The sequence below is a fragment of the Leclercia sp. J807 genome, from assembly GCF_009734465.1.
In the GTDB taxonomy this organism is placed as follows: domain Bacteria; phylum Pseudomonadota; class Gammaproteobacteria; order Enterobacterales; family Enterobacteriaceae; genus Enterobacter.
In genome coordinates, this window is sequence record NZ_CP046446.1 from 2672072 (window position 1) to 2686981 (window position 14910).

Below are 14910 nucleotides of genomic sequence, written 5' to 3' on the forward strand. Positions count from 1 at the left end.
ACCGGGATTGCGATGCCCTGACTTTTATCAGGGCCGTAATTAAAGATAACACATCATCATCGTAACGATTTGATAACAACTCAAATGGACAAATTCAGTGTGTAAAGAAGGCATAAAAAAGCCCCGCGGGCGCGAGGCTTTCATCGTTCAGTGTAGGGTGAGCCAGATTAGCTGGCACCAGAAGAGGATCGAGAGGGAAAAGGCGGCCATCCACGACCAGTATTTAGCTCCGGATATATTATTCATCATTGCGGCACCACGCTTTATTAATTTATTGCTCGCTGAGTTTGTCTCAGTTCGGTATTGCTGATGTGTATTTATTAAAGAGTACAAAAGCGCATCGGATTATTATCGCTCAACGCTGATAATAAGAATTATTGTTTTTTGTCTTCGTCTTCTGCGAAGAGATCAATGAAGGCTTGTTGCACAGGCGACAGCTTCCAGGATGCCGGGACGTTATCTGCAGATCCATTATGGACTTTGCGACGCGTGTCACGCTGCTGACATACAGGCTTCACTACTTCACTACGCCCCTGAACCGCCATGCTTAACCCCAGAATTTCCAGATAAGTAAAGCCACCACTACCCAAAACAGGGTGGAACCGAGAAACACCGCCAGCCAGGCTTTGCGCTTAAGTCCTGGGTCCCTTTGCGGCTCGTGACGTCCTGACGGCATTGCTAACCCCATACAATCGATTTCGCTTATCATTTGAATACCAAACAATTGGTATAAGTAATCATAGTTGAGATAAATCCTAAAGAAACTTTAGTCGAAGATCCAGCGAATTTACGAATCGTATGGTGTGAAATAGTTAATCTTTTGAGCGGAAATATATAAATGAAACGTGGGATTTGCATAGCGGCAAAATATTTTCTATTTTTGTCACGTTTTTACAACTGACTCATGAAAAAAACGCCGTAACGTTATGGTTATTGTGAGAAATGAAAGCAGATCGGAGGGATTTAATTCAGGTCTTAAGAGAAATAACGGTATCTCTCCCGAAGGAAAGATACCGGAGGTGATTATTTTTCTGGCAGCTTGATATCTTTGAACATCGCTTCGATATCTTCGTTAGAGCGCAGCGCCACCGCCGTATCCACCACGTCACGGGTCAGATGCGGTGCAAATCGTTGAATAAAATCATACATATAACTACGCAGGAAGGTGCTACGGCGGAAACCAATTTTGGTCGTGCTGTGGCCGAATACGCCCTGGGTATCCAGACGCACTAAATCCGGATCGGCAACAGGATCCACCGCCATGCTGGCAATCACCCCTACCCCCAGCCCAAGCCGCACATAGGTTTTGATCACATCGGCATCGGTGGCGGTAAAGACGATCCGCGGCGTAAGCCCCGCGCGATTAAAGGCGGTATCGAGTTCCGAGCGGCCCGTAAAGCCAAAGGTGTACGTCACCAGTGGGTACTGCGCCAGTTCTTCAATGGACACCGACGTTTTTGCCGCCAGCGGATGTTCCGGCGTTACCACAATCGAACGGTTCCAGTGATAGCAAGGCAGCATCACCAGATCGTCATACAGGTGCAGCGCCTCGGTGGCGATAGCAAAGTCCGCATTACCCTTGGAGACCGCTTCGGCAATTTGCGTCGGCGAGCCCTGATGCATATGCAACGAGACGCGAGGATAGCGCTCGATAAAGCCTTTGATCACCCCTGGCAACGCGTAGCGCGCCTGTGTGTGGGTGGTGGCGATATATAACGAGCCTTTATCCGGCCAGGTGTGCTCTCCGGCAACGGATTTAATGGCATCGACCTTCGACAGCACTTCGCGGGCGATGCGGATAATCTCCTGTCCTGCTGGCGTCACTTGGGTAAGGTGCTTACCACTGCGGGCGAAAATCTGGATCCCCAGCTCATCTTCAAGCATGCGTACCTGCTTACTGATGCCGGGTTGCGAAGTGTAAAGACCTTCTGCGGTGGAAGAGACGTTAAGGTTGTGGTTGACCACCTCAACGATATAGCGGAGCTGCTGTAGTTTCATGCCAGACCATCCGATTTAGCGCACACGGGCAATCGCTTAAGACGATTTGATAATAAAGAAAGGGTTAACTATAACCACTATATCACTTATATCTTTGCTGTATAGCCCGGAACAAAAAATAATAACCCGGCAATAAAAAAGGGCCGGAATACCGGCCCTTTTGAGGTAACTTAGCGTAAATTAAGGCTATTTCTTGCCTTCAACCCATTTGCCGTCAACATAAAATGCTGACCAGCCGGTGGCTTTACCCTCTTTCTCAGCAGCGACATATTGCTGCTTGGTTTTACGGCTAAAACGCACAACGGTCTTATTACCTTCCGCATCCTGCTGTGGCGCATCGGCCAGATAACGCAGTTTTTCTGGCAGGCGATCGCGGAAGCGGTAAAGCTCTTCCACCAGCGGCGCACGCGTTTCACGCGATTTCGGGAAGGTATTCGCCGCCAGGAAGACGCCCGCAGCACCGTCACGCAGTACAAAGTACGCATCGGATTTTTCACACGGCAGCTCCGGCAACGGCACCGGATCTTCCTTCGGCGGAGCCACTTCACCGTTACGCAGGATCTTACGCGTGTTTTTGCAGTCGTCATTGGTGCAGGCCATGTACTTACCAAAACGCCCCATTTTCAGGTGCATTTCAGAACCACACTTCTCGCATTCCACAATCGGACCGTCATAACCCTTGATGCGGAACTCACCCTCTTCAATCTCGTAACCGTCGCAGGTCGGGTTGTTACCACAGACATGCAGCTTACGTTTCGGGTCGATGAGGTAGCTGTCCATCGCTGTGCCGCACTTATTGCAGCGGCGTTTGGCGCGTAATGCGTTGGTTTCCGCATCGTCGCCTTCCAGCACGTTCAGCACTTCGTTTTCCGGCACCAGGTTTATGGTGGTTTTGCAGCGCTCCTTCGGCGACAACGCATAGCCTGAGCAACCGAGGAAGACACCGGTCGTGGCGGTACGAATCCCCATCTTACGGCCGCAGGTCGGACAGTCGATGCTGGTCAGCACCATCTGGTTTGGCTGCATACCGCCTTCTTCCGGGTCTTTTTCCGCTTTATCCAGCTGCTTGGTGAAGTCGCTGAAGAAGCTGTCCAGCACCTTCTTCCACTCGGCTTCATGGTTAGCCACCTGGTCCAGGCTGTTTTCCATCTGCGCGGTAAAATCGTAGTTCATCAGCTCGCGGAAGTTATCTTCCAGGCGATCGGTGACGATTTCACCCATTTTCTCCGCATAGAAACGGCGGTTTTCCGCGCGCACATAGCCGCGATCCTGAATGGTCGAGATGATCGACGCATAGGTCGACGGACGACCGATACCACGTTTTTCCAGCTCTTTCACCAGCGAGGCTTCGCTGAAGCGTGCCGGTGGCTTGGTGAAGTGCTGGGCCGGGGTCAGCTCAATCAGGGTAAGTTCATCCCCGGCGTTGACCGCTGGCAGGGTTTTATCTTCATCACCCTTACGCAGCGCAGGCATCACTTTGGTCCAGCCATCGAAACGCAGGATACGGCCACGCGCCTTGAGGCGGAAATCGCCCGCGCCCACGGTCAGCGTGGTGGAGTCATACTGCGCCGGGGTCATCTGACAGGCAACAAACTGGCGCCAGATCAGCTGATACAGTTTTTGCGCATCGGCTTCCATATCCTTAAGGGATTCCGCCAGCACAGAGACATCAGAAGGACGAATCGCTTCGTGCGCTTCCTGGGAATTCTCTTTGCTGTTGTACTGATTGGCGCTTTCCGGCAGGTATTTCTTACCAAAATTGTCGCCAATGTAATCACGCACCATGTTGACGGCATCCTGGCTCAGGTTAGTAGAGTCAGTACGCATATAGGTGATGTGACCCGCTTCATACAGACGCTGCGCCATCATCATGGTTTTTTTCACGCCATAGCCCAGACGGGTGCTGGCCGCCTGCTGCAATGTGGAGGTGATAAACGGTGCGCCAGGCTTGCTGCTGGTCGGTTTGTCTTCACGATCCAGCACCTGATAACGCGCTTTTTCCAGCAGCGCTACCGCGGCCATGGTCTGCTCGCGATTTTCAGGACGGAACGGCTTATCGTTCTGGTGCGACACTTCCAGCGGCAGGGTGTCGCCGCCCGGCGTGGTCACGCTGGCGTCAACTTCCCAGAACTCTTCTGGCACGAACGCTTTGATTTCGCGTTCCCGTTCAACCACCAGACGCACGGCAACGGACTGTACGCGGCCTGCGGAGAGCCCACGCGCAATCTTTTTCCACAGCAGTGGAGAAACCATGTAACCCACGACGCGGTCCATAAAGCGGCGCGCCTGCTGAGCGTTGACGCGGTCGATATTCAGCTCACCCGGCTTTTCAAACGCCTGGCGGATCGCGTTTTTAGTAATTTCGTTAAACACTACGCGGCTATAGCGTGTGTCATCGCCCCCGATCACCTCCCGCAGGTGCCATGCAATGGCCTCCCCTTCGCGGTCAAGGTCGGTTGCGAGATAGATGTGGTCGGCTTTTTCCGCCAGCTGTTTCAGCTCGGAGACGACTTTCTCTTTACCCGGCAGTACTTCGTACTGTGCCTGCCAGTTATCCCATGGGTTAACTCCCATGCGATTTACGAGCGCGCTACGTTCATCCTTTTTAGGCTTTTTGGCCCCTTTGGTGGAGGTAGAGTCGGCGCTCTTCTTGGCTGAGCCACTGGTCGGCAGATCGCGGATATGACCGACGCTGGACTTAACCACGTAGTCACTACCCAAATACTTATTGATCGTTTTGGCTTTTGCCGGGGACTCAACGATAACGAGAGCTTTACCCATATTCACCTTTACCTAATTTGTTTCTTCCAGGAATACGTCGCGTGAGTTCACCTTCCACTGGCGACGAGACATTTATATAACGACGCCACGAGTGGATATCAACCCCGTTTGCCGTTCAGTCATAAAATCGACATCACATAAGCAGTTGAGTTGACGCGATTTTTCTCGCTCCAGTATAACCACACGACGAGATTTAGGTCGAATGTCAAGCAAATCTGTTGCCAGAATGACGAAAGCGCACACTCTACCTGATAAAATCCGTTACGCAACTTTATTAGCATGCAAAAGCAAATCACGCCAGCGCTGTGCCTCTTGCCCTGGAGGGGGCAAAACGGGGAAAATTTGCTCCCGGGACCGCGGCGGCGTAGACTAATATCACTGTTTAAGGAGTGGATAATGCAGCAAAATACCCAACCCATTGACCGTGAAACGTTGCTTGCTGAAGCAAATAAACTCATTCGTGAACATGACGACACCATGGCAGGGATCGAAGCCACTGGCGTTGAACAGCGCAATGGTGTGCTGGTGTTCAGCGGAGAGTACTTTCTCGATGAGCAGGGGTTACCGACCCCGCGCAGCACGGCGGTATTCAATATGTTTAAATACCTCGCCCATGTCTTATCTGAGAAGTACCACCTGGTTGATTGATGCAAAAACGCGAGGCAAATGCCTCGCGTTTTTATTCACAGCAGCGGTTTCTGCCCTCGCTGCAGCCAGCGCAGCAGCAGACGATCCGCGCTCTCTGCGGCGCTGTTGGTAAAGCGGTCCATCAGCTTTTTACGGCGCGTATAGCGTACGCCCACCAGCTCGCGGCCCTCCATCAGCGACAGCAGCAGATCGTCGCTGGTTCCCACCTCATCGACCAGCCCCTTTTCCAGCGCCTGAGTACCGTACCAGTGCTCGCCGGTGGCGACCTCGTCGATATTCAGCGTGGGTCGCATCTGCTTCACAAACCCTTTGAACAGCTGATGGGTGTCATTGAGATCTTCACGGAATTTCTGTCGCCCCTCTTCGGTGTTTTCACCCAGCAGGGTCAGCGTGCGCTTGTACTGACCCGCCGTGTGAAGCTCGACATCGATATCTTTATTTTTCAGGAAACGATTGAAGTTAGGGATCTGCGCCACCACGCCAATCGAACCAATAATAGAGAAAGGCGCCGCGACAATTTTGTCGGCCACGCAAGCCATCATATAACCGCCGCTGGCAGCGACCTTATCCACCGCCACCGTCAGCGGGATATGTTTATCACGCAGACGTTGCAGCTGTGAGGAGGCCAGCCCGTAACCATGCACCACCCCACCCGGGCTTTCGAGACGCAGCACCACCTGGTCTTCGGCTCTTGCCACCGCCAGCACCGCGGTGATCTCCTCACGCAGGGAGGAGACTTCATGGGCGTCCATGCTGCCTTTGAAGTCCAGCACATAGACCCGCGGCTTTGCCACCTCCGGATGGAGTTCCTGCTTTGCTTTCTGCTTTGCCGCTTTCGCGTCAAGTTTGTGCTTTTTCTTCTGCGCTTTGTGCCACTGCTTTTGCTGATGCGCATCAAGCAGCGCCACTGACATCTCTTCCTTCATCTCAGTGTACTGCTCGCTTAAGCGGGTAATGCGCAACTCGCCGCGCTGACGTTTGCGCTGCGTCAGGTTAACAATCAGAACGGCGATCACCGCAATGGCAATCACCACCGTCGCAATTTTGGCCAGAAATAAACCGTACTCAGAAAGTAATTCCACGCGTCCACCTTGGTTTAACCACTTGTTTTCACACCCAGTGTACAACAGCCTTCACCAGGCGTCTCTTACCTGACGATACCCTTGCGAGCCCTCTTCAGAAATGTTTATTTATGGATGAAATATTTGCAAATTGTTAATTTTACAGCGAACTCTCCGGTAGACTGATTGTAATCAGCCGCGCTTTCGGGCATAAAGCCGAAAAGAGACCGCACAGCATGGGCCGCGCCAACGCGCGCCAGAGGAGTGACCTTGCACTATCAACCGAAAAAAGATCTACTGCAAAACCGTATTATTCTGGTCACGGGAGCCAGCGACGGTATTGGCCGCGAAGCGGCGCTGACCTACGCCCGCCACGGTGCGCGCCTGATTCTGCTGGGACGTAATGAAGATAAATTGCGCGACGTCGCGCAGGCGATCGTCAGTGAAGGCGGCGCGCCGACCCGCGAATATGTTCTCGACCTGTTAACCTGTACCCCCCAGAGCTGCCGGGAACTTGCTGAGCGCATTACCGCTGATTATCCCCGTCTGGACGGGGTGCTGCATAATGCGGGCTTCCTCGGCGAAGTGCGGCCAATGGAGGAGCAAACCCCAGAGATCTGGCAGCAGGTGATGCAGGTAAATGTTAACGGCACCTTTTTCCTTACCCAGGCACTGCTTCCTTTATTACTGAAGTCCGATTCCGGCTCGCTGGTGTTTACCTCATCCAGCGTCGGACGTCAGGGTCGGGCTAACTGGGGCGCCTATGCCGCCTCGAAATTTGCCACCGAAGGGATGATGCAGGTGCTGGCCGAGGAATATCAGAGCCGCCATCTGCGCGTCAACTGCATCAACCCCGGCGGGACACGCACCAGCATGCGCGCCAGCGCGTTCCCGACAGAAGATCCGCTGAAACTGAAAACCCCTGCCGATATCATGCCGCTCTATCTGTGGCTGATGGGCGACGACAGCCGCCGGAAAACCGGCATGACCTTTGATGCCCAACCCGGCCGTAAACCAGGAATATCGCAATGAATGATGAACGTCATCAGCAGCGCCAGCAGCGCCTGAAAGAGCAGGTCGATGCCCGCGTTGCCGCAGCGACGGATGAGCGTGGGATTATCATTGTCTTCACTGGTAACGGTAAAGGTAAAACCACCGCGGCCTTTGGTACGGCGACCCGCGCCGTGGGTCACGGGCAAAAGGTGGGTGTGATCCAGTTCATCAAAGGCGAGTGGCCTAACGGCGAGCGTAATCTGCTGGAGCCGCAGGGTGTGGAGTTTCAGGTTATGGCGACCGGCTTTACCTGGGACACGCAAAACCGCGACACTGACACCGCGGCCTGCCTGGCGGTCTGGGAGCATGCAAAGCGCATGCTGGCGGATACTACGTTGAATATGGTTCTGCTCGATGAGATCACCTATATGGTGGCCTACGACTATTTACCGTTACAGGAAGTGGTTGATGCGCTGAACAACCGACCGGCGCACCAGACGGTGATTATTACCGGGCGCGGCTGTCATCGGGATCTTATGGAGATGGCGGATACGGTCAGCGAGTTACGCCCGGTGAAACACGCCTTTGATGCAGGCGTTAAAGCGCAAATCGGCATCGACTATTAACAAAAAACCCGGCCAGGCCGGGTTTTGTTTTTTTAACCGTTGTTGTTACGGCTGCCAGAGCGGCGATTATTGCCGCTGACCTGGCTGTGACGTTTGACCGCCCGGCGGATCTGGTTCGCCTTCATGCGACGACGATCTTTTTCTACCGCCACTTTCGAGGAGGTTTCCGGCGCCAGCTGCACCAGCTCACGCAGATAGTTAGTCTGGGTTAAATCCAGCTCGGTATAGCCACCACGTGGCAGGCCCTTCGGCAGAAGAATGTCACCGTAACGGACGCGGATCAGGCGGCTAACCTGCACGCCAACGGCTTCCCACAGGCGACGCACCTCGCGGTTACGGCCTTCGGTCAGGGTGACGTTGTACCACTGGTTAATACCTTCACCACCGGTAAACTTGATGGTTTTAAACGCTGCCGGGCCATCTTCGAGCTGCACGCCCCGGGAGAGTTCACGGATCTTATTGTCGTCAACTTCACCAAACACGCGAACCGCGTACTCACGCTCTACTTCACGGCTTGGGTGCATCAGACGGTTTGCCAGTTCACCATCGGTAGTGAAGAGCAGCAGGCCACAGGTGTTAACATCCAGACGACCTACAGCGATCCAGCGCGCGCCGCGCAGTTTTGGCAGGCGGTCGAATACGGTTGGGCGACCTTCCGGATCGTTGCGGGTGCAGAGCTCGCCTTCCGGCTTGTAGTAAGCCAGTACGCGGCAGATTTGCTCGGCGGACTCTTTCACCGAGATCAGGTGGCCATCGATACGGATTTTCAGGCCTGGTACGATTTCCACACGGTCGCCCAGCGTGGCGATTTTACCGTCCACACTGACACGTCCTGCTTCGATAATGGTTTCGATTTCACGGCGTGAACCGTGGCCGGCGCGGGCCAGCACTTTCTGTAATTTCTCGCTCATTGAGCTTCCTTCAGGTGTCGCCTTCACAGGCGTCTGGTATACATTCGAAAACAAGGAGTTAAGCGCGATTCGGCCTTAACTCAATGATCTGTAAATCTTTCACAGCACACATAATGGCGGACAATGCGTCTCGCCCAGTGATTCATGGCCGCACATACTACATGAATTTTAGACTAAATGATTCAACAAGTTTTGTATGGCGAAGTTCTGGTACGCATAACCTAAAGGAACAAGAATTGAATCCGGCTGTTATGAGCCCTCGTACAGAGCGGACGGTCAGATTGCGCTATGCCGGGGGCACTCATTCCAGGCATATGACAACTTATCTGTCTTTTGAAAGATGCAGCCATAAACTTTTAGTTATCCAGGCGTAAGGATAAGCATTCTATTTTTTAGAATTTGTAATTAACTTCATGGTTGAAATGTAACAAAAAACAACAATGAAAAGTATTATAGATAAATCTATACCGGTATAAGCGTCAAACATGGAGTCAGCGCTTTCATTGCCGTGCATAAACAAAGCAATATCCACTGCCAGATCGTAATTAATATATGATTCTGGCTCTGGCAGCAGATGTCCTGTGAGCACTATCAATATCAGGAAGTAAACAATCTTACTTATCTTACACACCAGCAATTTGATTATTGCCACAACAAGCCTTATCCATTGTGCCCGCACCAGCGACAACCGCATGCAGATGTGCTCTGTCTTTGGGTTGTGTCAGAGTGCGATAAACCTTAACGCCAATAGCGACATAGCCATCCCCATACGAATATTCATTTATCCTACATCAACATATTCAGGCAGGGGAAAGTTTCAATCGGCAAGAGACGGATTTTCAGATAATAGCAAGAAGCTTCTTAAGGGAAGGCGTAACGAAATAGACGGAGCAGAAATATCGGGACCATTAAAGCAGCAAAAATAATGCAAATTCAATGGCCCCTTCAGAAGGCAATTACAAGAAAGGTTTTACATCCCCCACCCCTTCACGCAACACAACCGGGGCATCTTCCGTTAAATCGATCACCGTGGTCGGCTGTTGGCCGAGATAGCCGCCGTGAATCACCAGCTCAACCTGTTTCTCCAGGCGGTCTTTGATCTCATCGGGATCGGATTCCGTAAAGTCGCTGCCCGGTAGCATCAGCGAGGTGGAGAGCATCGGCTCGCCGAGCGTCTCCAGCAGCGCCTGAGCAATCGGGTTTGACGGCACGCGCATCCCGATGGTTTTGCGTTTTTCCTGCAGCAGGCGACGCGGCACCTCTTTCGTCCCCTTGAGGATAAAGGTGTAATTACCCGGCGTGTTATTTTTGATCAACCGAAACGCCACGTTATCCACGTAGGAGTAGGTCGATAACTCAGAGAGATCGCGACACATCAGGGTGAAGTTATGCCCATTAGGCAGATTGCGGATCCGGCAGATACGCTCCATCGCGTTTTTGTCTTCGATCTTACAGCCCAGCGCATAGCCTGAGTCAGTTGGATAGACAATAACGCCACCCTTACGCACGATCTCCACGGCCTGATTAATCAAACGCGGCTGCGGATTGTCAGGATGGATATAAAAAAATTGGCTCATACTACCCTCTCTTCAATTGGCGTTGGCTGCTCCCAGAGGTGCCACACCGGCTCGACACCAGCGGGTAACCAGAGCTTGCGTCCCAGCTCTATCCAGGGACAAGGCTGATGAAAATCAGAGCCCTGGGAGGCAAAGAGTCCATACTGGCGGGCATATTCAGCCAGCTGACTGCGCTCGTTGGGCGCCTGCTGACACTGAGCGACTTCCATCGCCTCTCCGCCGTGTTCGGCAAAGTAAGCCAGCAGACGTTTCAGCCATTTGGCGGAAAGGTTATACCGCCCCGGATGGGCCAGTACCGCCTTACCACCAGAATGATGAATGACATCAATAGCTTGTTCTATTGTACACCACTGGGGAGGAACGTATCCGGTTTTCCCGCGGGCGAGATATTTTTTAAACACATCCGCAATGTTATTTGCTTTCCCGGCTTCAATCAGAAAACGGGCAAAGTGGGCGCGGGTCACCGCCCCGCCATTCGCCAGACGCAGGGCCCCTTCCCACGCGCCGGGAATGTGAGCCTTCTCCAGACGTTCGGCGATCATTTCTGCCCGCTGTACGCGCCGCGTTTTTTGTTCATCCAGGAACGCACAGAGGGTCGGGTTCTCAATATCGATGTTTAACCCGACGATATGGATCTCGTGATTTTCCCAGACGGTGGAAATCTCCACGCCGTTGATTAAGGTCAGAGGCAATCCGCTGCGGGCAATTTCCGCCCGCGCGGCCGCAATGGCCTCGGTGGTGTCGTGATCGGTAATGGCCAGCGTGCCCACGCGCATCTCATGGGCACGATGGACTAGCTCTTCAGGCGTAAGCAGGCCATCAGAGGCCTGGGTATGGCTGTGTAAATCATAAATCACTGCGTAATTCGTGTCGCTCAAAGCGGCTCCCGTCACTGCTCGTCAATATCTGCGCCGCCATCATAACGGCATGTGGTGAAATTCTGAAATCGGGGGGTTGACAATAAGCCATCGAACTAGTTAACTAGTACGCAAGTTCACTCAACGAGGTATCTGGAAATGACCGCACATTTTTCTCTGCATAGCTGGTGGCGCACCTCCTGAATTATCGGGCAGTGTCGTACGTCTGCGTCATGCATACAGATACCTGGCCCGCCACTGAGCGGGCTTTTTTATGAACAGAATAAAGAGAACAACATAATGCAAACAGCCAAACCGAACCTCGAACTGCTGACCCGTGAGGCGGCGTATCGCCATAATCCCACCGCCCTGTTCCATCAGGTGTGCGGTGCGCGTCCTGCCACGCTGCTGCTGGAGTCGGCGGATATCGACAGTAAAGACGATCTGAAAAGCCTGCTGCTGGTCGACAGCGCCCTGCGCATCACCGCCCTGGGCAACACCGTCACCCTGAAGGCGCTTTCTGAAAACGGTGCGGCCCTGCTGTCGCTGCTGGACGATGTCCTGCCCGCGGGCATTGAGAACGAACATCGCCCGGACCAGCGGATCCTGCACTTCCCGCCGGTGAGCCAGCTGCTGGATGAAGATGCCCGCCTCTGTTCTCTGTCAGTGTTTGATGCCTTCCGCCTGCTGCAAAACCTGGTGAACGTGCCGGAAAGCGAGCGCGAAGCGATGTTCTTTGGCGGGCTGTTTGCCTACGATCTGGTGGCCGGTTTCGAAGAGCTGCCGGAGCTGGAGCAGGGCAATCGCTGTCCGGACTACTGCTTCTATCTGGCGGAAACCTTAATGGTGATCGACCACCAGAAAAAATACACCCGCATTCAGGCCAGCCTGTTTACCCCGTTACTGACGGAGAAGCAGCGCCTGGAACAGCGCATCGCCCAGCTTCAGGAGCAGATGAACGAAGCCCCGCCGGAACTGCCGGTGCAGCGCGTGGAGCAGATGCGTTGTGACGTCAGCCAGACGGACGACGAGTACGGCGCGGTGGTGCGCCAGATGCAGAAAGCCATTCGCGCAGGCGAGATTTTCCAGGTGGTGCCGTCCCGTCGTTTCTCCCTGCCCTGCCCGTCGCCGCTGGCGGCCTACGATGTGCTGAAAAAGAGCAACCCCAGCCCCTACATGTTCTTTATGCAGGACAATGATTTCACCCTGTTCGGCGCCTCGCCGGAGAGCTCCCTGAAGTACGACGCCACTAACCGTCAGATTGAAATCTATCCGATTGCCGGTACCCGTCCGCGCGGTCGTCGTGCCGACGGTTCCCTGGATCGCGACCTCGACAGCCGCATTGAGCTGGAGATGCGCACCGACCAGAAAGAGATGTCCGAACACCTGATGCTGGTGGACCTGGCCCGTAACGACCTGGCGCGTATCTGCACCCCGGGCAGCCGTTACGTCGCCGACTTAACCAAAGTGGACCGTTACTCTTTCGTGATGCATCTGGTCTCCCGCGTGGTGGGCGAGCTGCGTCAGGATCTGGACGTGCTGCACGCCTACCGCGCCTGCATGAATATGGGCACCCTGAGCGGCGCACCGAAAGTCCGCGCCATGCAGCTGATTGCCGAGGCCGAAGGCCGTCGTCGCGGCAGCTACGGCGGTGCGGTGGGCTACTTCACCGCCCACGGCGATCTGGATACCTGTATCGTGATCCGCTCCGCCTACGTTGAAGAAGGCATTGCCACCGTCCAGGCGGGCGCGGGCATCGTTCTCGACTCGGTTCCGCAGTCTGAAGCTGACGAAACCCGCAATAAAGCCCGCGCGGTACTGCGCGCCATTGCGACTGCCCATCACGCACAGGAGATTTTCTGATGGCTGACATTCTGCTGCTCGATAATATCGACTCCTTTACCTATAACCTGGCGGATCAGCTGCGTGCTAACGGTCACAATGTGGTGATTTACCGTAACCATGTCCCGGCCCAGACCTTAATCGACCGTCTGGCCACCATGCAAAACCCGGTGCTGATGCTCTCGCCGGGGCCTGGCGCGCCGAGCGAAGCAGGCTGTATGCCGGAGCTGCTGACCCGCCTGCGCGGCAAACTGCCGATCATCGGTATTTGCCTGGGCCATCAGGCGATTGTAGAGGCTTATGGCGGCTACGTCGGCCAGGCCGGTGAGATCCTGCACGGGAAAGCCTCCAGCATTGAACACGACGGCCAGGCGATGTTTGCCGGGCTGATGAACCCGCTGCCGGTGGCGCGTTATCACTCGCTGGTGGGCAGCAACATTCCGGCGGGCCTGACCATTAACGCCCATTACAACGGGATGGTGATGGCGGTGCGTCACGACGCGGACCGGGTTTGCGGGATGCAGTTCCACCCGGAATCCATTCTGACCTCCCAGGGCGCGCGCCTGCTGGAGCAGACCCTGAACTGGGCGCTGCAGAAACTGGAGCAGACCAACACCCTGCAGCCGATTCTGGAAAAACTCTACCAGGCGCAGACCCTGAGCCAGCAGGAGAGCCACCAGCTCTTCTCCGCCGTGGTACGCGGTGAGCTGAAGCCCGAGCAGCTGGCCGCCGCGCTGGTGAGCATGAAAGTGCGCGGTGAACAGCCGCAGGAGATTGCCGGTGCCGCCACCGCGTTGCTGGAAAACGCCGCCCCGTTCCCGCGCCCGGACTATCTCTTCGCGGATATCGTCGGTACCGGCGGTGACGGCAGCAACAGCATCAACATCTCCACCGCCAGCGCCTTTGTCGCTGCCGCCTGTGGGCTGAAGGTGGCGAAGCATGGTAACCGCAGCGTCTCCAGCCGTTCCGGCTCGTCGGATCTGCTGGCCGCCTTCGGTATTAATCTGGACATGAACGCGGAGAAATCCCGCGATGCGCTGGACGAACTGGGCGTCTGCTTCCTGTTTGCACCGAAGTATCACACCGGCTTCCGCCATGCCATGCCGGTGCGTCAGCAGCTGAAGACCCGCACCCTGTTTAATGTGCTTGGGCCGCTGATCAACCCGGCGCACCCGCCGCTGGCGCTGATTGGTGTCTACAGCCCGGAGCTGGTGCTGCCGATCGCCGAAACCCTGCGGGTGCTCGGTTATCAGCGTGCGGCGGTGGTTCACAGCGGCGGGATGGACGAAGTCTCGCTCCATGCGCCAACGCTGGTGGCCGAACTGCACAACGGTGAAATCAAAAACTATCAGCTTGACGCAGCAGACTTTGGTTTAACCCCGTATCACCAGGAACAACTTGCGGGCGGCACCCCGGAAGAAAACCGTGACATTCTGACCCGCCTGTTACAAGGTAAAGGTGAGCCAGCGCATGAGGCCGCTGTCGCCGCTAACGTCGCCATGCTGATGCGTCTGCACGGCGAAGAGGATTTACAGGTCAACGCGCAAAAAGTGATTGATGTGCTGCGCTCCGGCGCAGCCTACGACCGAGTGACCGCACTTGCGGCAAGAGGGTAA

General features: G+C 54.7%; 13 protein-coding genes and 1 other annotated feature. Of the genes, 5 read left to right on the forward strand and 8 right to left on the reverse strand.

Features of this window, described 5'->3' with window-relative positions; translation table 11 throughout:
* Positions 1-147: 147 nt before the first annotated feature.
* The 4 genes from ymiC to topA all read right to left on the reverse strand — a co-directional run bounded on the left by ymiC (position 148) and on the right by topA (position 4779).
* Positions 148-249, reverse strand: coding sequence for a small membrane protein YmiC (gene ymiC / locus GNG26_RS22710; protein WP_231604113.1), 102 nt, complete (start codon positions 247-249; stop codon positions 148-150).
* A 298-nt stretch (positions 250-547) separates the two neighbouring features.
* Positions 548-688, reverse strand: a complete 141-nt coding sequence (locus tag GNG26_RS12790) for a YmiA family putative membrane protein (protein WP_220436256.1) — start codon at positions 686-688, stop codon at positions 548-550.
* A gap of 335 nt (positions 689-1023) precedes the next feature.
* A complete protein-coding gene (cysB, locus tag GNG26_RS12795; RefSeq protein WP_032611190.1) occupies positions 1024-1998 on the reverse strand; it encodes an HTH-type transcriptional regulator CysB in 975 nt (324 codons plus the stop codon).
* A gap of 186 nt (positions 1999-2184) precedes the next feature.
* Positions 2185-4779, reverse strand: coding sequence for a type I DNA topoisomerase (topA, locus tag GNG26_RS12800; protein WP_103822246.1), 2595 nt, complete (start codon positions 4777-4779; stop codon positions 2185-2187).
* A 396-nt stretch (positions 4780-5175) separates the two neighbouring features.
* Here topA and GNG26_RS12805 point away from each other — a divergent pair, with 396 nt between their 5' ends.
* Complete coding sequence (locus GNG26_RS12805) at positions 5176-5427, forward strand: YciN family protein (RefSeq protein ID WP_103822247.1); 252 nt, start codon at positions 5176-5178, stop codon at positions 5425-5427.
* Positions 5428-5462: 35 nt separating this feature from the next.
* Here GNG26_RS12805 and sohB read toward each other — a convergent pair whose 3' ends face one another.
* Positions 5463-6509, reverse strand: a complete 1047-nt coding sequence (sohB, locus tag GNG26_RS12810; RefSeq protein ID WP_103822248.1) for a protease SohB — start codon at positions 6507-6509, stop codon at positions 5463-5465.
* Positions 6510-6758: 249 nt separating this feature from the next.
* Between sohB and GNG26_RS12815 the strand changes: the two genes are divergently transcribed.
* Entirely contained in the window at positions 6759-7520 is a 762-nt protein-coding gene (locus tag GNG26_RS12815; RefSeq protein WP_156239035.1) for a YciK family oxidoreductase, read from the forward strand.
* Positions 7517-8107 carry a cob(I)yrinic acid a,c-diamide adenosyltransferase gene (gene cobO / locus GNG26_RS12820; protein WP_156239036.1) on the forward strand — a complete coding sequence of 197 codons (591 nt, stop codon included), beginning with the start codon at positions 7517-7519 and terminating at the stop codon, positions 8105-8107. The genes GNG26_RS12815 and cobO overlap by 4 nt, the downstream gene beginning before the upstream one ends.
* Before the next feature lie 32 nt (positions 8108-8139).
* Here cobO and rluB read toward each other — a convergent pair whose 3' ends face one another.
* The 3 genes from rluB to rnm form a co-directional block, all read right to left on the reverse strand.
* The gene (rluB, locus tag GNG26_RS12825) at positions 8140-9018 is read right to left on the reverse strand and encodes a 23S rRNA pseudouridine(2605) synthase RluB (RefSeq protein WP_103822250.1); all 879 of its coding nucleotides are present in this window, start codon (positions 9016-9018) and stop codon (positions 8140-8142) included.
* A 956-nt stretch (positions 9019-9974) separates the two neighbouring features.
* Entirely contained in the window at positions 9975-10595 is a 621-nt protein-coding gene (locus tag GNG26_RS12830; protein WP_103179897.1) for an L-threonylcarbamoyladenylate synthase, read from the reverse strand.
* On the reverse strand, positions 10592-11473 hold the full coding sequence (gene rnm / locus GNG26_RS12835) for an RNase AM (protein WP_156239037.1): 882 nt from the start codon (positions 11471-11473) through the stop codon (positions 10592-10594). The genes GNG26_RS12830 and rnm overlap by 4 nt, the downstream gene beginning before the upstream one ends.
* Positions 11474-11632: 159 nt before the next feature.
* Positions 11633-11728 (forward strand) — a sequence feature (Trp leader region).
* A 24-nt stretch (positions 11729-11752) separates the two neighbouring features.
* On the opposite strand from rnm, the gene GNG26_RS12840 reads away from it, so the two are divergent.
* Together GNG26_RS12840 and trpD are read left to right on the forward strand one after the other, a co-directional pair.
* Complete coding sequence (locus GNG26_RS12840) at positions 11753-13315, forward strand: anthranilate synthase component 1 (RefSeq protein ID WP_156239038.1); 1563 nt, start codon at positions 11753-11755, stop codon at positions 13313-13315.
* Positions 13315-14910 carry a bifunctional anthranilate synthase glutamate amidotransferase component TrpG/anthranilate phosphoribosyltransferase TrpD gene (trpD, locus tag GNG26_RS12845; RefSeq protein WP_103179900.1) on the forward strand — a complete coding sequence of 532 codons (1596 nt, stop codon included), beginning with the start codon at positions 13315-13317 and terminating at the stop codon, positions 14908-14910. The genes GNG26_RS12840 and trpD overlap by 1 nt, the downstream gene beginning before the upstream one ends.

What these genes read in the sequence shown, in the direction of transcription:
- cobO (WP_156239036.1), top strand. Translation starts at nt 7,517, where the DNA reads ATGAATGATGAACGTCATCAGCAGCGCCAGCAGCGCCTGAAAGAGCAG.
- topA (WP_103822246.1), bottom strand. Translation starts at nt 4,779, where the DNA reads ATGGGTAAAGCTCTCGTTATCGTTGAGTCCCCGGCAAAAGCCAAAACG.
- GNG26_RS12830 (WP_103179897.1), bottom strand. Translation starts at nt 10,595, where the DNA reads ATGAGCCAATTTTTTTATATCCATCCTGACAATCCGCAGCCGCGTTTG.
- GNG26_RS12840 (WP_156239038.1), top strand. Translation starts at nt 11,753, where the DNA reads ATGCAAACAGCCAAACCGAACCTCGAACTGCTGACCCGTGAGGCGGCG.
- GNG26_RS12790 (WP_220436256.1), bottom strand. Translation starts at nt 688, where the DNA reads ATGGGGTTAGCAATGCCGTCAGGACGTCACGAGCCGCAAAGGGACCCA.
- rluB (WP_103822250.1), bottom strand. Translation starts at nt 9,018, where the DNA reads ATGAGCGAGAAATTACAGAAAGTGCTGGCCCGCGCCGGCCACGGTTCA.
- GNG26_RS12805 (WP_103822247.1), top strand. Translation starts at nt 5,176, where the DNA reads ATGCAGCAAAATACCCAACCCATTGACCGTGAAACGTTGCTTGCTGAA.
- ymiC (WP_231604113.1), bottom strand. Translation starts at nt 249, where the DNA reads ATGATGAATAATATATCCGGAGCTAAATACTGGTCGTGGATGGCCGCC.
- cysB (WP_032611190.1), bottom strand. Translation starts at nt 1,998, where the DNA reads ATGAAACTACAGCAGCTCCGCTATATCGTTGAGGTGGTCAACCACAAC.
- trpD (WP_103179900.1), top strand. Translation starts at nt 13,315, where the DNA reads ATGGCTGACATTCTGCTGCTCGATAATATCGACTCCTTTACCTATAAC.